Here is an 18,867-nt window from a genome sequence, read left to right as displayed (position 1 = left end):
GTGCCTACAGCAAGAAGATCCATCCGCGCGGCCGCGGCAGGAGCCGTGGCCCTGAGCGTCGCACTGACCGGTTGTGCCGGTGCAGGATCGATCGGTACGTCCGGCCGCACCGTCACCATCGCGATGGTGTCGAACTCCCAGATGCAGGACGCACAGCAACTCGCGTCGCAGTTCGAGGCCGAGAACCCGGAGATCGACCTGAAGTTCGTCACACTCTCCGAGAACCAGGCCCGCGCCAAGATCACCGCGTCCACGGCGATGGGCGGCGGCGAGTTCGACGTCGTGATGATCAGCAACTACGAGACGCCCCAATGGGCGGAGTACGGCTGGCTCACGAACCTGTCGCCGTACATCGAGCAGACCGACGGCTACGACGCCGACGACATCATTCCCTCGCTGCGCGACGCACTCTCGTACGAGGGCGATCTGTACTCGGTGCCCTTCTACGGCGAATCGTCGTTCCTCATGTATCGCAAGGACCTGTTCGAGCAGGCCGGCATCACGCTGTCCGATCCACCGACCTGGACCGAGGTCGCCGAGGCCGCAGCGCAACTCGACGGCCCCGACATCAACGGCATCTGCCTGCGCGGCAAGCCCGGCTGGGGTGAACTGCTCGCACCGCTCGACACCGTCATCAACACCTTCGGCGGACGGTGGTTCGACGAGAACTGGAACGCGCAGCTGAACAGCCCCGAGGTACGCGAAGCGGTGCAGTTCTACGTCGACCTCGTCCGCGAGTACGGTCAGCCCGGTGCCGCGACGAGCGGATTCAGCGAGTGCGCAACGCAACTCGCGCAGGGTCGGGTCGCCATGTGGTACGACTCCACCTCGGCCGTCTCGACTCTCGAGGATCCCGCGTCGAGCAACGTCGTCGGCAAGATCGGCTACGCGGCCGCGCCCGTCCAGGAGAAGGATCCCTCGGGCTGGCTCTACACGTGGTCGCTCGGTATCCCCGCGAGCAGCGAGCACACCGAGGACGCGTGGAAGTTCATCTCGTGGATGACCGACCAGCAGTACCTGCGCACCGTCGGCGAGCAACTCGGCTGGGAGCGGGTGCCGCCGGGTAGCCGACTGTCGACCTACGAGATCCCCGAATACGCCGAAGCCGCCGCAGCCTACGGCCCGATCACCCTCGAATCCATCGAAGGAGCCGACCAGCAGAACCCCACGGTCGACCCCGTCCCGTACACGGGCATCCAGTTCGTGGCCATCCCCGAGTTCCAGGATCTCGGCACCCGGGTCAGCCAGCAGATCAGCGCCGCCATCGCCGGACGGCAGAGCGTCGAGGAAGCCCTCGACCAGGCACAGAAGTACGCCGAGGCCGTCGGCGCGACATACCGGGAGAAGGACCAATGACCGCACCTGCAGCGCAGCGTCCCGCACCGGACGCCGACGAGCGAATCCGCGCCGTACGGGAGGCGAAGGAGGAACAGATCTCCCGCGCCGAAGGATGGCGCCGCCGCGGACCCCTGCTCCCGGCCCTGATCTTCACGATCGTGGTCACGCAGATCCCGTTCCTGTTCACGCTGTACTACTCGACCCAGTCGTGGAACCTCGTCAGCCCCGGTTCCCGCCGGTTCGTCGGGCTCCAGAACTACGTCGACGTCTTCCAGGACAGCCAGTTCTGGCAGGTCACCCTGAACACGGTGATCCTCATCGTCGGCACGGTCCTGATCTCCGTGATACTCGGGTTGCTCCTCGCGCTCCTGCTCGATCGGGCGTTCCTCGGACGCGGTATCGCACGGACCCTGCTCATCACGCCGTTCCTCGTCACCCCGGTCGCCAGTGCGCTGATCTGGAAGACGTCGATGTTCGATCCAGTCTTCGGCATCGTCAACTTCGTACTCTCCCCCTTCGGAGTGGGCGAGGTGGACTGGATCAGCCGATTCCCGCTCCCGGCCGTGATGGTCGCGCTGGTGTGGCAGTGGACGCCGTTCATGATGCTGCTCATCCTCGCCGGCCTGCAGTCGATGCCCCGCGACATCCTCGAGGCCGGCCGCGTCGACGGCGCCGGAGCGTTCGCACTGTTCCGCGAACTGACGCTGCCGCACCTGCGCCGGTTCATCGAACTCGGCACCGTTCTCGGCGCGATCTACCTGGTGAACACGTTCGACGCGATCTACATGATGACCCAGGGCGGACCCGGCACGGCCAGCTCCAACCTGCCGTTCTACATCTACCAGCGCGCGTTCCTCGGCTTCGACATCGGCCAGGCCGCGGCAATGGGTGTCGTGGTCGTCATCGGCACGATCGTCATCGCCACCTTCGCACTGCGCCTGATCTTCACATCGTTCACCGGCAAGGAGGAAGCGGCATGAGCACCACGGCCACGGAGCCGCAGGCTTCGGACACCACGGAACCCACCGGCCGTGTCATGCGCACGGCCCGGAAACGCAAGAACCGCAAGTTCAATCCCTGGGGTGTGGTCGCGTGGATCGCCGCCATCGGATTCTTCTTCCCGGTCTTCTGGATGGTGCTCACCGCCTTCAAGCAGGAGGCCGACGCCTACTCCGACCCACCGAAGTTCTTCTTCACCCCCACCCTCGACCAGTTCCGGGCGGTGTTCGAGACCGGAGTGGGCACGGCCCTGCTCAACTCGGCCTTCGCCACGATCGTCTCGACGGTGCTGGTCCTGTTGCTCGGCGTGCCGGCGGCCTTCGCCCTGTCGTTGCGGCCGGTGAAGAAGACCAAGGACGTGCTGTTCTTCTTCATCAGCACGAAGATGCTGCCCATCGTCGCCGCGATCATCCCGCTGTACGTGATCGTCGCGAACGTCGGCCTGCTCGACAACATCTGGGCCCTGATCATCCTGTACACGGCGATGAACCTGCCCATCGCGGTATGGATGATGCGATCGTTCTTCCTCGAGGTCCCGGGCGAACTGCTCGAGGCGGCGAGCATGGACGGCGCGAGCCTGTGGACGGCGGTGCGCGAGCTGATCCTGCCGCTCGTCTCCCCCGGCATCGCCGCCACCGCCCTGATCTGCGTGATCTTCTCGTGGAACGAGTTCTTCTTCGCCGTCAACCTGACCGCCGTCCAGGCGCAGACGATCCCCGTCTTCCTCGTCGGCTTCATCACCGGTGAGGGCCTGTACTGGGCCCGGCTGTCCGCCGCCGCGACGATGGCGGCGCTGCCCGTCGTGCTCGCGGGCTGGCTCGCCCAGAACAAGCTCGTGCGCGGCCTGTCGTTCGGCGCCATCAAGTAGACCCGATTCCCTTTACCAGCAAGGACTTCCACCATGGCCGACATCACCTACCGCAACGCCTCGTGCATCTACGAGAACTCCGACACCTTCGCGGTCGATTCGCTGAACCTCGACATCGAGGACGGCGAGTTCGTGGTCCTCGTCGGACCGTCCGGATCCGGCAAGAGCACCGCGCTGCGCATGCTCGCCGGGCTCGAGGACATCGACGAGGGGTCGATCTCCATCGGCGGCAAGGACATGACCGGTGTTCCGTCGAAGGACCGCGACATCGCGATGGTCTTCCAGAACTACGCGCTGTACCCGAACAAGACGGTCGCCGAGAACATGGGATTCGCCCTGAAGATGCGCGGTGTGAGCGCGGACGAGCGTCGCCGCAAGGTCGAGGAGGCAGCGAAGATCCTCGACCTGACCCAGTTCCTCGACCGCAAGCCGGCCAAGCTGTCGGGTGGTCAGCGCCAGCGCGTCGCGATGGGACGCGCGATCGTGCGTGAGCCGCAGGTGTTCTGCATGGACGAGCCGTTGTCGAACCTCGATGCGAAGCTGCGCGTGCAGACCCGCACCGAGATCGCGGCGCTGCAACGCCGTCTCGGCACCACCACCGTCTACGTCACCCACGACCAGGTCGAGGCGATGACGATGGGCGATCGCGTCGCCGTCCTGAAGAACGGAGTGCTGCAGCAGTTCTCCAGCCCCACCGAACTCTACGACCGTCCCGCCAACGCATTCGTCGCCGGTTTCATCGGCTCGCCGTCCATGAACCTGCTCCGCGCGAAGGTCGTCGACGACGGAGTCGTCGTGGGCAGCACCGTCATCCCCGTCGAACGCGACCGCATCGCGCGACTGCACTCCGCAGGCATCGAGGAAGTCACCGCCGGGATCCGGCCCGAGGACTTCGAGATCGCCGACGAGGGAGTCGAAGCCGTCGTCGAACTCGTCGAGGAACTCGGCAGCGAGTCGTACCTGTACACGCGGGTGCCCGGCACCGGCAATCAGGTGGTCGCGCGGGCCCTGGTCCGTACCCCCGCACGCCTCGCCGACACCGTGCACCTGCGCAAGCGCGAAGGTACGGTGCACCTGTTCCACGTCGACACCGGAGAGCGGGTGGGCGACTGACCCGGCGACGGAAGGATCACCGTGGGCGAGCAGAAGGAACGGATGCTGGCCGGCGAACTCTACATCGCCGACGATCCCGAACTCGCCGCCGACGCACTCCGGGCAGCGCTGCTGACCGAAAAGTACAACGCGTCGAGTGCAGCGGATCCGGATGCGCGTCGCGCGCTGCTCGAGGAGTTGTTCGACTCGATCGGTGACGACGTGGAGATCCGGCCGCCACTGCAGGTGGATTACGGGTACCGGATCACCGTGGGGAACGGGACATTCGTCAACTTCGGCGCGATCATGCTCGACGTCGCGCCGATCACGATCGGCTCGGACGTGCAGATCGGCCCGAACGCGCAACTCCTCACCCCCACTCATCCGCTCGATCCCGATCTCCGCCGCGCGAAGTGGGAATCGGCGCAACCCATCACGATCGGCGACAACGTGTGGCTCGGCGGTGGCGCGATCATCGGACCGGGCGTCACGATCGGCGAGAACACCGTCGTGGGAGCCGGCGCGGTGGTCACCCGAGACCTGCCACCGAACGTCGTGGCGACGGGCGTACCTGCGCGGGTGACGCGCCGGCTCTGAGCCGATCGAAGCCACCGGCTCAGAGACGATCGGAGCGGAACTTGCGTCGATCCCGGCGCTCGCTATGCTGCCCCGCATGATCAGTCGCCGCGCACGCCTCGTCAGCTTCGTCGTCGTCGCGGGTGCGGCACTCGTCGCGGCAGGGTGTTCGCGGAGCGTGGAGGGTGAGGCCACCGCATCCGAAGCACCCACCGAGCCGGCGAGCACCACCACCGCCACCTCGTCGGCGCCGCCCACGACCACGACCACCACGGCCGCGCCGAAGCCGGTCGACCCCGACGACTACGCCGCGACCAGCGAGGGCGTGTACTACTTCGCGTCCCCGGGCGGGCAGTTCGGATGCGCCATCCTCGTCCACACCGCTCCCCTGACAGGCTGCCAGGGCACGATGCCGACGAGTGCACCCCGGGTCCCCGGCAGCGGCGCGCCCGACGTGCTGGTGCCCGCGAACGCCCTGATGCTCGAAGGCGACGGTCCCGGAGAGTGGGTCAGCATCGGCGACATCGCGTTCACGGATTTCGGGGGTGCCCCGAAGACGCTGCCGCACGGCAGCACTCTCACCGTCGATCCGTTCACGTGCACCGTCGACGAGAAGACCGGTGTCACGTGCGAGACGGACGCCCACGGATTCACCGTGTCGGCGACCGGCGGCGAAGTCTGGTGATCGCGGCGGTGCTCGGGGTGGTCAGGGCAGGTCGTCCCGCGCCATCGGCATCATGAAATCGCCGATCTCGTCCCGCATCCACCACTGGCCCGTCGCGCGTCGCTCGGCGTGCGTCGCGAAGCGGTAGCGAAACAGGCGGGCCCGCACCAGACGGGGCGGTTCGTCCGGGAACGGGTTGTGCCGGAGCAGTTTCACGGTGGCCGGATCGTTCTCCAGCAGTTTTCCCGCGAACCGCGGGAACCATCCCGCGGCGTAGTCGCGCGAGATCCCCGCGAACCACATCAACCAGTCCAGACGCAGGTGGTACGGCGCGTACTGACGAGGCCTGCGGTACACGTCGCCCGGTTTGCCCTTGAACTCGTACTCGCGCCACTCCGTCGCCGGTGTCACCACCGCATCGGTGGTGCCTTCGACGATCACTTCCCGCCGGGTGCGTGTGACGGTGCCGAACGCGCCGTAGGTGTTCACGAAGTGCCACTTGTTGAACGAGGCGTTCATCGCCTGCCGATGCGACATCATGTTCGCCACCGGCCAGTAGCTGAGCACCGCGACCAGCACGGTCAGCGCCACCACGACGACGGTGAACGCGATCGGTGTCGGACCGTAGGTCGTGGTGGAGTCGATCAGCAACCCGTAGAAACTGTCGGGCACCACCGACAACGCGATGACGATGGTGATCCAGTTGAGCCACGCGAAATTGCCGCTCGTCACCAGCCACAACTGCGTGACGATCATGATCAGTGCGGCGATCCCGGCGACCGGCTGCGGCAGGAACAACCCGAACGGCACGACGAGCTGGGTGAAATGGTTACCCGCCACCTCCACCTTGTGCAGCGGCCGCGGGATCAGGTGGAAGTACCGGCTGAGCGGGCCGGGCATCGGCTGGGTTTCGTGGTGGTAGTACAGACAGGTCAGGTCGCGCCAGCACCGGTCGCCGCGCATCTTGATCAGCCCGGCACCGAACTCGAGCCGGAACAACAACCAGCGCAGCAGGATCAGCACGAGCAGCGGCGGCGCGGTATCGGCGTTGCCCAGGAAGATCGCGAGCACGCCGGCCTCGAGCAGCAGCGACTCCCAGCCGAACGAGTACCAGACCTGACCCACGTTGACGATCGACAGGTACAGCAACCACATCACGAACCACACGAGCATGCAGACCACGAGCGGCAACTGCTCGGTGACACCGAGCATCGTCACCACCGACAGCACGAGACCCACCGCGGCGACCGCGGTGAACAGACCGTCGGAGTATCTCCAGTGGAACAGGCTAGGCGACTGCCGGAACGACGTGAGAGACAGGAATCGCGGGGCGGGAAGGATGCCGCGTTCGCCGATCAGCGCCCGGAACTGCAGCAGGGCCGCGAGGAAGGCCACGGCGTACAGCGCCGCGAGTCCACGGGTGGCCAGCAGCCGCCCGATCGTGTACCCGTCCGCGTCCAACCAGTCCATCGCTCGGCTCGTTCGTCGTCTGTCGTGCGCGCCGATTCGAGCATGCCACGTCCGGTTCGCCGGTGGAGACGGTCTCGCGACGACGTGCGGGTGTAAACAGGAATAGTGAGCATCCCTAACGAATCGGAAGACACCCGATCCCGCATCTCGTTTCCGCGGCGATGGAGTCAGATCGACCCGTCGCGCCGCGGGATCGTCCTCGCATGGCTGGCCTTCACCGTGACCTTCGGCGGTGCCCGCCTCGTGACCTGGCTGATCCAGATCGACACGAGGGGTTTCGGCGACGTGAGCGTCGGCGGTGTGCACCTCCACCACTACCTGTGGGGCATTCTGCTGCTCGCCGGAGTGGCGATCTACGGCATGGTCGACCGATCCCCGAAGACCCGCACCTGGATGGGTCTCGCGCTCGGCGTGGCCCTCGCACTGATCGTCGACGAGGCAGCCCTGCTCATCACGCTCGAGGACGTGTACTGGCAGACCGAGGGCTGGCCCTCCGTCGCACTGGCCATCAGCCTCATCGGGATCGTCGGGACCGGACTCGTCCTCACCCGCTCGGGTGCGGAAGTCGACGACCGCTGACGACCGGCTACACGCGGATCTCCCGCCGCAGCCCGCTCGCTCGGAGCACCTGCCGTGCCACGCCCGCCCGTACCGCGTCCTCGGTTCCGATGATCCGCACGTGCGACCGCGCACGTGTGATCGCGGTGTACAGCAGTTCGCGGGTGAGCAACGCCGATCCGGAGTCGGGCAGCACCACCGAGACGGTGCCGTACTGACTGCCCTGGCTGCGGTGGATCGTCATCGCGTAGACGGTGCTCACCGCCGGCAGCTGACTCGGGCGCAGTTCGAACGGCGTCTCGCCGCGTGCGAACGCCGCGACGAGTTCGTCGCCGCGACGCACGACCACGCCGGTGTCGCCGTTGTAGATCTGCATGTCGTGGTCGTTCGCGGTGACGAGCAACGGCCGGCCGGGATACCAGCTCTCGGGATCGAGGCGCTGCCCCGCGGCCTCCCCGATCCACTCGGCTGCCTGCCTCGCCCACCACTGCACACCGGCCGGGCCGTCGCGGTGCGCGCACAGCAACCGATGTTCCTCGAACCGCTTCAGCGCCGTCTCGACGTCCCCCGTCTCGGCAGACTTGGTGACCTCGGCGGCGGAGCGGACGATGTCGTCGCGCAGGGCGTCGAGCTCGGAGGGGGCCACGAACGAGACGTGCGGGTCGCCGCTGCGCAGGATGTCGAGCACCGCGTCGCCGTCGCCCTTGCGGACGGCCACCGCCAGCTCGGCGATCGCACCACCGAAGCGGCGGCCGCGGCTCAGGCGCACGACCCCACCGCCGAGCCGGGCGCGTTCGGCCGGAGTGAAGGCCGCTTCGGCAGGGTCGTCGGCGGCCGCGAGATCGCGGGCGACGACCCGTTCGAAGACCGGATCGAGGGCGCCGCCGACCGGTCGCCCCACGAGGTCGGCCAGTACCGCACCGGCGTCGACGGAAGCGAGCTGGTCGGGGTCGCCGACGAGGACGAGCCGGGTGTCGGGACGCACCGCCTCGAGCAGGCGGCACATCATCGTCAACGACACCATCGACGTCTCGTCGACGACGATCACGTCGTACGGCAGATGATTGCCCGCGTGGTAGCGGAAGCGGGTGCGGCCGCGCTGCCAGCCGAGCATGCGGTGCACGGTCATGGCGGTGAGATTCGGCGGCAGACCCAGCTCGGTCTCCTGCTCGCGCACCGATTCCTGCAGGCGCGCAGCGGCCTTGCCGGTGGGAGCGGCCAGGCCGATGCGCAGTTCGTGACCGTACAGGCGGGTGAGCAGCGCGAGGATCCGCGCCACGGTGTGGGTCTTGCCGGTGCCCGGTCCGCCCGCGATCACCGCGGTCGGGCGGGTGGCCGCGAGCGCCGCCGCGACGCGCTGACGGTCGGGTGCCGACGCGGGCCGGGTGGGATCGTCGGGATGGTGGAACAGCTCGTCGAGCGTCGCCGCGATGCGCTCCTCGTCGAGGTCCGGGAAGGTCGCCGTACGTTCGGCGAGCACCCGGCGGATCGTCTGCTCCTGCCGGAAGTACCGGTCGAGATACAGCAGCGGACCTTCCGCGGTGTCGACGAGACGCAACGGACGCAGAGGCCCGCGGTCGCCGCCGACGACGAGAGGGCTGCGACGCAGCGCCGCGAGCACGTCCTCGTCGCGGGGCCACGGCAGGCTCGCGGGATCGACGACGGGATGACCATCCGCGTCCTCCTCGACCGTGACCTCACGGAAACGCGTGAGGTCGAGGCACACCGACCCGGAGCGCACGGCGCGCACCGCCAGCGCGGTGGCGAGATGCACGTGCGGGTCGTCCTCGCCGCCGAGCGCCGCGAGTCGCAGGGCGACGTGCACGTCGGCGGCGGAGAGTGCGCCCACCTCGTTGAACTGCCGCAGAGCGCCCTTGCCGCGCTGGGCGATCCGAACGTCGGTCATGGACTCGATCACGAGATCACGGCCTTTCCGGCGAGGAGGTCGGACAGGTCGGTGACGAGGCCGGCCGGCGGGTGCCAGTCGAACACGCCGCTGCCGGATGGGCTGTCCGGTCCGGCCATGCCGCGGACGAACAGGTACTGCACACCACTGAGATGGACGTGCGGGTCGTAGTCGCGCATCCGCCACCGCAGATAACGGTGCAGGGCAACGGAATAGAGCAGAGCCTGCATCGGATAGTGGGCGCGGAGCATCTCCGCTGCCATCGACTCGCGGGTGTAGTGCGCGGTGGTCAGTTCGTCGACGGGCGCGAGCCGGTTGGTCTTGTAATCGACGACGACGAATGCCGGCCCCTCGGTGCGCAGTACGGCGTCGATACTGCCGTTGAGGTAACCCCGCAGCGGCACGGGTTCGAGGGTGCGCACCCGATCGGCGTAGGCCGCCATCGGATCGTCGGCGGGCAGGTGCCGGCGCAGCAACCCGCCGACCGCGTCGAGGGTGACGGTGACGGGCACCGGACTGTCGCCGCCGGTCAGCGGCAACTCGAAGTCGAGTTCGGAGAGCCGGTCGGAGGGAGCGAAATCCGCGAGGGTCCGGCCGAGCGGCCCGAGCGGGGTGCGCATCACCGGGAGCAGCGCCGCCGCGAGCTGCGCGGGGTCGATCGGCGACATCTGGCGACGCACCGTCTCGCGGCAGCAGTCGAGCAGTTCGGCCTCCAAATCTGGGGCGGAGGTGTCGACGACCTCGAGGACGGCGTGCACCAGCGTGCCGAAAACGGTGCCGCCCGGCAGTCCGTTCATCGGTGACGGGATGCCTTCCCACGCGGGTTCCGTTGCGCTCAGCGGAGGCTCGTCCGGCTCGTCGATCGTCACCGGCTCCTCCACCTCACCGCTCACCACCGGTGCATCGTGCACCGAGGCGGTGAGCGCCGAATAGGAGGTCCTGCGCCAGTTCTCGTCGACGACCCGATCGAAACGGGCGGCGGCAAGAGGGCCGGTCTCCACTCGGGGGCGGGTCCAGCGCAGCACCGGAATCGGATGCGACCCCACCGCTTCGGCGGCGATGACCCCACCGGCGCGCACAGCCCACCGCTCGAATTCCTCGGCCATGGCCTCGTCGTGACCGATCCGGCCCTCCGCGGCGACCTCGGGCGAGCCGGGCTCGCGGGCGAACAGCAACCGGTGCAGCGGCGACCGCGAGGTGGGAGTGGACGGCGCCCACCAGAGAGTGAGCGCACACTGCGCGCGCGTCACCGCCACGTACAGCAGGCGCAGTTCCTCCCCCGCCTCCTCGAGTTCGTGCTGACGACGCCGCGCGACGTAGCCGGGACCGCTCTTGCCGCCCACGTCGAGGATGCGTCGGCCGTTCTCGTGCAGCAGCAGCTTGTCGGGCTCGGGGTTCTTCGCGGCATCCCACCCGTACGGAACGTGGACGACGGGGAACTCGAGTCCCTTGCTGCCGTGCACGGTGAGGATCTGGACCGCCGCGGCGTCGCTGTCGAGACGCCGGATCCGGTCGGCCCCACCACGGTCGGGGTCGTTGATGCGATCCTCGAGCCAACGGGTGAGCGCGGCCAGCCCCAGCGACTGTGCCGAGGCGACGTCCTCGAGCAGCTGCGCGACGTGCCGGATATCGGTGAGGGTGCGTTCCCCGGACGGCTCGTCGAGGAGGCGGGCCTCGACCGAACCGAAGGACGCCAGTCGCTCGAAGACGGCGGCGAATCCGGTACGGGCGTAGACGTCGTTCAGTTCGCGCAGCAGTCCGCCGACCTCCACGACCAGCGCTTCGCCCTCCGAATCGATGTCGGTCATCGTGCGGCCCAGCAGCGGAGTGAGCGCGGCGAGCCGGACACGATCGGCGCGATGGGGCTGCTCGAGCGCGTAGAGCACCCACAGCCAGTGCTGCGCGGACGGTGTGGCGAACACACTCGTGCCCCCGGCGACCACGCACGGCACGTTCGCCTTCGTCAGAGCGTCGTGGACGAGCGTCACCTGCTTGTGCTTGCGTACGAGGACGGCGATGTGCCCGGGTTGCACGCGTTCGGGGCCGGAACCGAGGTCGACGGTGACGTTCTCGTCGTCGAGCAGGCGCACGATGTCGGCCGCGACGTCGCGGGCGACCCGCCCGCGCAGGCCGTCGAGATTCTGCGGGAAACCCCAGTCGTTGAGCGGACCGGCACCGGCACGGGGCAGGTGGCGCACGCGCAGGGGCGCGATACCCGAGAGCCGGGAATCGGCGGCCGCCGCCTTCACCGGGTTCACCACGATGCGCGGATCACCGAGGGTGGCACCGAGATGGACGTGTTCGAGCGCCCGGACGAGATCGCCGTCGCTGCGCCAGTTGGTGGTCAGCTCGCAGTAGGTGTCGGATTCGGAGACGGCATCGAGATAGCTGAGCACCTCTGCGCCGCGGAAGGCGTAGATGGCCTGCTTCGGGTCGCCGACGAGCACGAGCGTGCTGTGCCCGTGGAATGCCCGGCGCAGGATCTCCCACTGCTTGGGGTCGGTGTCCTGGAACTCGTCGACGAGGACGACGGAGAAACGCGCGCGCACCCGCCGGCAGGCGGCGTCGCCGTGCTCCGGATCGCCGAGCACCGCGTGCAGCAGGGACAACTGGTCGTCGAAGTCGCGCAGTCCGAGCCGGCGCTTGCGTCGCTCGACCTCCTCGCGGACCGCTCGCGCGAACTCCACCCGTTCACCGGCCGCGGTGCCGTCGGCATCGTTCGGTGCGAGTTCGGCCTGCGGGTCGAAGATCGCCTCCTTCGCGGCGACGGCCGCCTCGGCGTAGGTGATGGGGGCTTGTCCCCTGCCGTAGCGCCGCAGGTAGAGATCGGCGACGACCTCTGCTCGCAGGTCGTCGACGTCCTCGACGACCGTGACGTCGGGTTCGCGTTCGCCGGCGATGCCGAGTTCGTCGAGCATGCGGCGGCAGAAACCGTGCGTGGTGGAGATGGTGCCGGAGTCGAAGTCGGACAACGCCTGTCGCAGCCGGGCCCGCCGCGCGTCGACGTCCTCGCTCGCGAGATGACGGACGAGCATGTCGTTGCTCGCCCGTGCACCGTCGGGATCGGCGAGGGCGGTGGCGACCTGCGCGAACCGGTTCCGGGTGCGTTCACGCAGTTCCTGCGTCGCGGCCCGGCTGAAGGTGACGAGCAGCAGGTCGGACAGGCGGGCGTGTCCTTCGGCGACGAACCGGGTGGCGAGCCCGACGATCGCATATGTCTTTCCCGTTCCCGCGCTGGCCTCGAGTACGGTGGTGCCGCTCGGGAGCGGGCCGAGCAGATCGAAGCCTGCCGGCGGCGGGCCGCCCGCGTCGCGGGGATCGGTGATAGCGGTGTCGGGCACGCTGTGTCCTTCTCTCACGGGCGTCCCTGGTTCTCGGAGGCGAGCAGGGGTTCCCACAACCGTCGGGCGAGCACACCGAAACGGCTGGGGTCGTCGAACCAGCCGGCCTCGACGCCGTCCGGCGCGTCGGCGGTGAGCCGGCCGAGCGTCACATCGGGTCCGTACAGGTACTGCACGTGACGGTCCTTGCCGTCGCCGAACGCGCCACCGAACGCCTTCCCGGCGGCCGACAGTGCCATCTCCACGGAATCACCGCGGTGGCGGCGATCGGCGTACTCGGCCGACGCGCCCGTCACGAGCGGCAGCGGCCGGCACAGTCCGTGGTCGCGCAGATCGACGAGTGCGGCGAGCAGCGCGACGGGATCGGCGGGAGCCAGAAGGGTCGAGCGCCAGGCCGGATACGAGCGTGAGCGGCTGCGTCCCGTGGTCACCGCACGCCACTGCCCGGGATGACCCGAGGCGACGACGGCGAGCAACCGGATCCATGCTTCGAGCCGGTGTTTCGGGGACAGCTTGGAATACGTGCTGCGGGCCAGCACCTCGCCGTGCACACCTCCGACGGTTCCGGTGAGCCGACGGCCGTCGCCGAGATCCACGCGGATGTCGACGGTGCGGGCCTGCCCGGTGTGCACACCGGCGCAGGCGTGCACGAGGCGTTCGACGTTGTCGCTCACCGCGTCGAGCGTCTTGCGGCCGAGCGCGAAGGGTGGGAGCGTGCCGCGCCGCCACTCCGCGTCCTGGAAGGCGCCCGCGGACATGCCCGCCAGCCGCGCTTCGAGCATGCGGTCGCCGAGCTGCCACTGCGCGAGACCGTCGAGCTCGACGTCGAGCGCGTCGGCGATGCCCTCGTCGGTGTCGGGGATACGCAGGCCCAGCCGCTGCCGGAGGAATCCCTGCGTCGGATGTGTCAGGAAGGCGACGAGTTCGTCGAGATCGACATCCGTGCGCGCCGGGGCCGGAAGATCGTCGACGAGGAGCGCGCCCGGTCGGTCGCGCGCGGTCGAACCTCCTTGCCCGGCACGGGCTCCCGCGAGTGCGGTGACACCGAACCCGAACGGGTCGTCGGCCCGGAAGTTGCGCGGATCGAAGGGCTGCAGGGGATGTCGCCGAACGATGCGTTCGTCGTCGACGTCGACGCCCGTCATCGTCGCCACCACGTCGCGCACCTCGGTGAGCGGAATCGCCGGTGGGCGCAGCGCTCCGGTGACAGCGTCGGCGCCGGTGTGGAACAACAGCACCCGTTCTTCCGCGGCCATCAGCGCGTCGAGGAGCAACTGCCTGTCCTCGCTGCGCGGATCACGCTCTCCCACACAGGGATTCTGGGTCAGGACGTCGTCGCCGTCGATGTGGGCCGTGCGGGGGAAGACGTCGTCGTCGAGACCGAGGAGCACCACCACACGATGGGGCACCGAGCGCATCGGCACCATCGTGCACACGGTCAGTTCGCCGGTCCGGAAGTTCGAGCGCGACGGACGCCCGGCGAGCCGGGAGGAGAGCATGGATCGGACGTCGCTCAGGGACAACCGCGTGTCGCCGGCATGCTCGACGGCGTCGCCGATCTCGCGCCGCGCGCGGGTGAGCTGCCATGCGTCGGCGGTGGGAACGTCGGTGAGCAGGTCGATGCCGTAACCGAGTTCGTCCGACCACCGCGCCGCCGGATGCGGGCCGCGCAGTCGGAGCAACACCACCGTCAGCCGGTCGATGAACTCGGCGAACCGACCGGCGAGGTCGATGTCGTTGCTGTCGACGTCGTCGAGGGGCAGTGACAGCGACAGCCACTCCCCGTCCGCTCCGTCGGCGGCGACACCGAGAAGGATGCGGTCGAGTGCCGCCCCGAAGGTGTTCTGCATGAAGTCGCCGAGACCGAAGCTCTTGCGCTGCCACGGGCCGAGACCCCAACGGGCACCGGTCTCGGTGGTCCACTCCTGCAGGCGTTCGAGCTCGTCGTCGTCGAATCCGAACTTGCGGCGCACCGGGGCGGAAGCGGCGAGATCGAGGACCTCGCTGGCGGTGACCCGGCCGTCGGCGAGCGCGAGCAGTTCGGACACCACCGCAAGCACCGGATCGGTGCGGCGCAGGCCACGATCGGCGAGACGGACCCGCAGCGTGTGGCCGGGATGCTCACCGACTCCGGCACCGAAGGCGGCGTGGACGAGCGGCGCGTACGTCTCGACGTCGGGGCACATGACGACGACGTCGCGCGGTTCGAGCGTGGGGTCGTCGCGGAACAGGTGCAGCAGGCACTCGCGGAGCACCTCGATCTGTCGGGTGGGGCCGTGGCAGGCATGGATCATCACGGTCCCGTCGGGCGCGGCCGATCCGCGTTCGGGGGCGCGGTCGTCGCGGAGATCGGCCTGCAACCGGCCGAGGAGCGTCGACGGCGGCCGGGGTGAGGGATGGGGAACGTCGGTGCACTCGAGGCCGGAGAGCCGGCTCTGGAGTTCGCGCACGTCGCGGCCGAGCGCGGCGAGCAGCGGGTGCTGCACCCCGAGGGCACTGTGGTCGTCGGCGCGGCGCATCGACGCCGGGCGGCGGGTCAGTCCGTCCCACATCACCGGGCTCGGGTGCGGGAGCCAGATGTGCACGTCGCGGTGGTGCCCGAGCGCGGACAGCACCTCGACGAGGGCGGTGTCGAGCCGGGTCGGACCGAAGATCGACAGTCGTTCGGGCAGGTCGACGACGTCGGGGTCGTTGCGCAGCCGGCCGCACAGTTCGTCGAGTCGCTGCGACGGGCTGTCGACCCCGATGCGGGCGCGCAGCCGTCGCCACAGCTCGGCCTGCCAACGCAGGTGGTCGTCGAGGGGCGCACCCGTGCCGTCGGTGTCGTTCCCCGCCGCCCACTGGGCGATCATCCCGGGGCGCTGGAGTCCGTAACTGCGGAGCAGGCCGGTGAGATGCGCTGCGGTGGCGTACCGGCGTCCGGCCCGGTGGTCGTCGGCGCCGTGGCCGAGATGCCGCGCGAGGGTGGCGCACCACGGTTCGCCGACGCACTCGTCGATCACCCCGAGCAGCGACCACAACATGCGGGAGGGATGCCACGGATCGTCGTCGGCGGTGATGCCGGAGGCCGCGGCGAGCGCTTCGTCGACGAGGCGGGACGGGGACGGGAAGTCGATGTTGGCGGCCACCCCGTCGCCGGCGGAGGAACCGAGCATTCCCGACAACCGCTGGGTGAGCCATCTTTCGACACCGCGCGCGGGCACCGCGACGACCTCCCGCGCGAACGGATCGTCGAGGGGCTGGGCGAGCACCTCGGCCAGCGCATCCGCCAGGATGCCGGTGCGCTCGGCACGGTGCAGTATCAGCACGCGTCGCTCTCCCTCGTCGTCGCTCGTTCCGTCGGGTACGGCTTATCACACCGCCCGGACAGGCGACTGCGCCGCAGGTCGCGGGTGCATGCGGCGGAGGGTCGGCAGGCAGGACCTGCCCGGAACGGTCAGGTCTCCGTCGAGATGTCGAACAGCGACAGCTGGTTCCTCGTCATCTCGGCGGTGACATCCGCGTGGTATCGCTCCCCCAGATTCTGTGCGACATGAGCAGGGCAACCGAGTTCGCTGCCGATCTGCTCCCAGGTGTATCCGGCCTCGCGGCGTTCCCACGCGTAGCCGCCGTCCTCGTCCCACGGCATCGACATGATCCGATGGTGGCCCGGGTCACACCACTCATCAACGACCCGACCCGGTGTGTCGTCGACGAATCCTGCGGGAACGACGATGCCGCCGCACCTCCGGAGAGGAACGGCGGCATCGGAACGGATGACGGCCCACCGATCGGGAGCCGACCGATCAGGCGACCCCTCGGGTCAGTTCTCGGTCAGCCACTTGTCGATGTCGGTCCGATCGTTCTGGACGATGTTCTCGACGAGCTGGACGATCAGGCCCTCGATCTGCCCGCCGACGACGGGGACCTTGACGGTGGCCTCGCCACGCACCTCGATCTCGGTGCCGCCGGCCGCGTTGCCGCGCAGCTCCGAACGGGCCGCGATCGTGATCGGCAGTCCCGACGTGCTGCCCGCGAGGGTTCCCTGCGCCGCACCGCCCTCGAGTCCACCCCACTCGTCGGTGCGCTCGATGATCAGAGGTCCTCGCACCACGCCCCGGACGACGGCGGGCAGAGCGGAGGTGTCGATCTGGTCGGAGACCTTCGCGCGGAAGGTTCCGGGGCCGGAGCCGACCTCGAGCTGCCCCACGCCGGTTCGGCTCGCAGCCAACCGACTGTTCCAGAAGTCCTCGCTGGTCAAAGCGCCGTGGACGCGTTCGACGCTGTGGTCGAGCGTGGACGTGAAAACGAATTCCTTGGACATGACCGGAGACGATAGCCTCCCGCCCGGATCTGGACGAAACGGGCCTACCGGTGACGTTCTGCCACGTCAGAGAACAGCGACGAGAGGCGCCGCCGCTCCTCCGACGACCGCCACCAGAGCGAGCCCGGCCGCCAGGGATCCTGCGACCACCGCGGCGGCTGCGAATCCGCAGACGGCGAGGACGACGAACATCAGCAGACCCGCGATGGGGTGCTCGAGCAGAGCCGGCAGCTCCTCCGTCACCGGCGGGTCCGCCTCGTCCGGCGTCGCGTCCACCGACTGCGGGGCCATGTCCACCGGCTGCGGGGCCTCGACGGGCCGCGCGTCGATCGTCTGCGCCGGAGTCTCGGCCGGCTGCGACGGAGCAACCGTCGCCGGAGCGGTGATCACGTCCGTGGGCATGACGGGTGCTGCCGTGGTCATCGTGTCGTCCCCGCTTTCCTTCGTACTACTTGCGGCCGTCTCACGGTCGCCGGTCACCTGAGTGGTCAGGCGGACCGCGCCTCGTCCCGGCCTCGATCTCTCACGTCAAGGTGTGCTCCGAAGTTTCCCCGCGAGTAACCGGCTCAAACCGGAACCGGTGTGACTCACGTGCGCCGAGTGGTCACTACAGCAACGAACCCGACCAGGGGGTGTGTTATGGATCACATAGACGTTAGCAGTTCCGGGGGTCGGGTAGCCGACAGTTGTCACGTCATTTTCTCGATGGATGTGAATTCGTCGGTAGATCACCGACTCTTCCAGTGCGAAGGAGGCGAACGCACGATGACAGAGAACCGAACTCCCGCGTTGCTCACCCAGTTGCGCACTCTCCACGAACTGACCCATGCAGAGACCCAGGTCGCCGAAACGCGTGTCGCGCAGGCCCGAACCGAAGCGGTACGCAAGGAGCTGACCGAGAACGCCGAGAACTGCCGCATCCGTGCGGTGGCGATCGAAGAGGCGATCCGCGATCTGGGCGGACTTCCCGATGTGGTCGGGCCGTTCATCGGCCGCGCCGCCATCATGGTGAAGACCCTCACCGAGCAGGCGCAGCCGTTCGACGAAGCACTGCTGTCCGACCTCGCCCTCGAACATCAGCTCCTCGACCGCGCCCGCTACGTGAAGGCGCTGGCCACCGCAGGCGGACACAAGTCGATCGTGTCGCTGGCGGACCGCCTGATCACGGCCCACACGGCGACGGTCGAATGGCTCACCACCGTCATCGCGGAGGAAGCGCTCGGCGGCCCTGCCGCTCTGCGTCGCACTCCTCTGCAGGCCGCGGCCGGCGCAGCGGTGCGCTTGGTCAACACGCCGGTCACCTGGTCGGCGCGCAGCATCGATCGAGCGATCGACGTCGCCCGCTCGACGCGTCCCCGCATCGAATCGCTGCTCTCACGCGGCGCACATGCCGGTGACGTCGCAGCCAAGACGATCGGCGCCTCGCGCGACGCGGCTCTCGAGACGGCCGAGCGCGTGAGCCGTCGTGAAGGTGCGGACGGCACCGCCGACGCCCTGCACAAGGCACGCAGCGCCTCGGGGGTCCTCACCGAGGAGGAGCTGCCGATCCGGAACTACGACGATCTCACCGTCCCGAAGGCGGTGGCGGCGGTCAAGGAACTGACCGAACCCGCGGACATCCGGGCGATCGTCGCCTACGAGGAAGCGCACAAGGCACGACACGGCGTGATCTCCGCGGCCCAGACCCGTCTGGCCGCCATCGCCCAGGAGGTGGTCGGCGTCTGATCCGCCGCACCCCACAGTCACGTCACA

At 68.8% G+C, this 18,867-nt stretch carries 15 protein-coding genes; 8 read left to right on the top strand and 7 right to left on the bottom strand.

All coding sequences use genetic code 11. From position 1 onward, the window contains the following. The 6 genes from U9J23_RS06200 to U9J23_RS06175 all read left to right on the top strand — a co-directional run bounded on the left by U9J23_RS06200 (nt 1) and on the right by U9J23_RS06175 (nt 5,558). Entirely contained in the window at nt 1-1,356 is a 1,356-nt protein-coding gene (locus tag U9J23_RS06200; protein ID WP_226949777.1) for an ABC transporter substrate-binding protein, read from the top strand. Beyond that, the gene (locus tag U9J23_RS06195; protein WP_016693894.1) at nt 1,353-2,318 is read left to right on the top strand and encodes a carbohydrate ABC transporter permease; all 966 of its coding nucleotides are present in this window, start codon (nt 1,353-1,355) and stop codon (nt 2,316-2,318) included. Before U9J23_RS06200 ends, U9J23_RS06195 begins: the two co-directional genes overlap by 4 nt. Continuing rightward, nucleotides 2,315-3,205 carry a carbohydrate ABC transporter permease gene (locus tag U9J23_RS06190; RefSeq protein WP_016693895.1) on the top strand — a complete coding sequence of 297 codons (891 nt, stop codon included), beginning with the start codon at nt 2,315-2,317 and terminating at the stop codon, nt 3,203-3,205. Before U9J23_RS06195 ends, U9J23_RS06190 begins: the two co-directional genes overlap by 4 nt. Nucleotides 3,206-3,238: 33 nt before the next feature. After that, entirely contained in the window at nt 3,239-4,318 is a 1,080-nt protein-coding gene (locus U9J23_RS06185; protein WP_016693896.1) for an ABC transporter ATP-binding protein, read from the top strand. 21 nt (nt 4,319-4,339) lie between these two features. Next, nucleotides 4,340-4,894, top strand: a complete 555-nt coding sequence (locus U9J23_RS06180) for a sugar O-acetyltransferase (RefSeq protein WP_229580440.1) — start codon at nt 4,340-4,342, stop codon at nt 4,892-4,894. Nucleotides 4,895-4,970: 76 nt separating this feature from the next. After that, complete coding sequence (locus U9J23_RS06175; protein WP_272267870.1) at nt 4,971-5,558, top strand: hypothetical protein; 588 nt, start codon at nt 4,971-4,973, stop codon at nt 5,556-5,558. Between the two features lie 21 nt (nt 5,559-5,579). Here U9J23_RS06175 and U9J23_RS06170 read toward each other — a convergent pair whose 3' ends face one another. Next, a complete protein-coding gene (locus U9J23_RS06170; RefSeq protein ID WP_085468879.1) occupies nt 5,580-7,007 on the bottom strand; it encodes a lipase maturation factor family protein in 1,428 nt (475 codons plus the stop codon). Nucleotides 7,008-7,112: 105 nt separating this feature from the next. On the opposite strand from U9J23_RS06170, the gene U9J23_RS06165 reads away from it, so the two are divergent. Next, a complete protein-coding gene (locus tag U9J23_RS06165; RefSeq protein WP_326601904.1) occupies nt 7,113-7,586 on the top strand; it encodes a hypothetical protein in 474 nt (157 codons plus the stop codon). Nucleotides 7,587-7,593: 7 nt separating this feature from the next. On the opposite strand, the gene recD is transcribed toward U9J23_RS06165, so the two are convergent. The 6 genes from recD to U9J23_RS06135 all read right to left on the bottom strand — a co-directional run bounded on the left by recD (nt 7,594) and on the right by U9J23_RS06135 (nt 17,538). Further along, nucleotides 7,594-9,471, bottom strand: coding sequence for an exodeoxyribonuclease V subunit alpha (recD, locus tag U9J23_RS06160; RefSeq protein ID WP_085469003.1), 1,878 nt, complete (start codon nt 9,469-9,471; stop codon nt 7,594-7,596). A gap of 8 nt (nt 9,472-9,479) precedes the next feature. Then, nucleotides 9,480-12,812, bottom strand: a complete 3,333-nt coding sequence (locus U9J23_RS06155) for a UvrD-helicase domain-containing protein (protein ID WP_326601902.1) — start codon at nt 12,810-12,812, stop codon at nt 9,480-9,482. Between the two features lie 14 nt (nt 12,813-12,826). Further along, complete coding sequence (gene recC / locus U9J23_RS06150) at nt 12,827-16,120, bottom strand: exodeoxyribonuclease V subunit gamma (protein WP_059381542.1); 3,294 nt, start codon at nt 16,118-16,120, stop codon at nt 12,827-12,829. A gap of 128 nt (nt 16,121-16,248) precedes the next feature. Next, entirely contained in the window at nt 16,249-16,446 is a 198-nt protein-coding gene (locus tag U9J23_RS06145) for a hypothetical protein (RefSeq protein WP_059381543.1), read from the bottom strand. A gap of 168 nt (nt 16,447-16,614) precedes the next feature. Continuing rightward, entirely contained in the window at nt 16,615-17,115 is a 501-nt protein-coding gene (locus U9J23_RS06140; RefSeq protein WP_059381544.1) for a DUF2505 domain-containing protein, read from the bottom strand. A gap of 66 nt (nt 17,116-17,181) precedes the next feature. Continuing rightward, complete coding sequence (locus tag U9J23_RS06135) at nt 17,182-17,538, bottom strand: hypothetical protein (protein ID WP_230823797.1); 357 nt, start codon at nt 17,536-17,538, stop codon at nt 17,182-17,184. Nucleotides 17,539-17,880: 342 nt separating this feature from the next. On the opposite strand from U9J23_RS06135, the gene U9J23_RS06130 reads away from it, so the two are divergent. After that, complete coding sequence (locus U9J23_RS06130; protein WP_026061507.1) at nt 17,881-18,840, top strand: hypothetical protein; 960 nt, start codon at nt 17,881-17,883, stop codon at nt 18,838-18,840. Nucleotides 18,841-18,867 lie beyond the last annotated feature (27 nt).

This window comes from Rhodococcus sp. PD04, assembly GCF_035918275.1.
GTDB lineage: Bacteria > Actinomycetota > Actinomycetes > Mycobacteriales > Mycobacteriaceae > Rhodococcus > Rhodococcus rhodochrous.
The sequence above is the reverse complement of the archived record's forward strand: the minus strand, read 5'-3'. Positions and strand labels throughout refer to the sequence as shown.

Coding starts and splice junctions, on each gene's coding strand:
- U9J23_RS06195 (WP_016693894.1), top strand. CDS start 1,353: ATGACCGCACCTGCAGCGCAGCGTCCCGCACCGGACGCCGACGAGCGA.
- U9J23_RS06190 (WP_016693895.1), top strand. CDS start 2,315: ATGAGCACCACGGCCACGGAGCCGCAGGCTTCGGACACCACGGAACCC.
- U9J23_RS06185 (WP_016693896.1), top strand. CDS start 3,239: ATGGCCGACATCACCTACCGCAACGCCTCGTGCATCTACGAGAACTCC.
- U9J23_RS06175 (WP_272267870.1), top strand. CDS start 4,971: ATGATCAGTCGCCGCGCACGCCTCGTCAGCTTCGTCGTCGTCGCGGGT.
- U9J23_RS06170 (WP_085468879.1), bottom strand. CDS start 7,007: ATGGACTGGTTGGACGCGGACGGGTACACGATCGGGCGGCTGCTGGCC.
- recD (WP_085469003.1), bottom strand. CDS start 9,471: ATGACCGACGTTCGGATCGCCCAGCGCGGCAAGGGCGCTCTGCGGCAG.
- U9J23_RS06145 (WP_059381543.1), bottom strand. CDS start 16,446: ATGTCGATGCCGTGGGACGAGGACGGCGGCTACGCGTGGGAACGCCGC.
- U9J23_RS06140 (WP_059381544.1), bottom strand. CDS start 17,115: ATGTCCAAGGAATTCGTTTTCACGTCCACGCTCGACCACAGCGTCGAA.
- U9J23_RS06135 (WP_230823797.1), bottom strand. CDS start 17,538: ATGACCACGGCAGCACCCGTCATGCCCACGGACGTGATCACCGCTCCG.
- U9J23_RS06130 (WP_026061507.1), top strand. CDS start 17,881: ATGACAGAGAACCGAACTCCCGCGTTGCTCACCCAGTTGCGCACTCTC.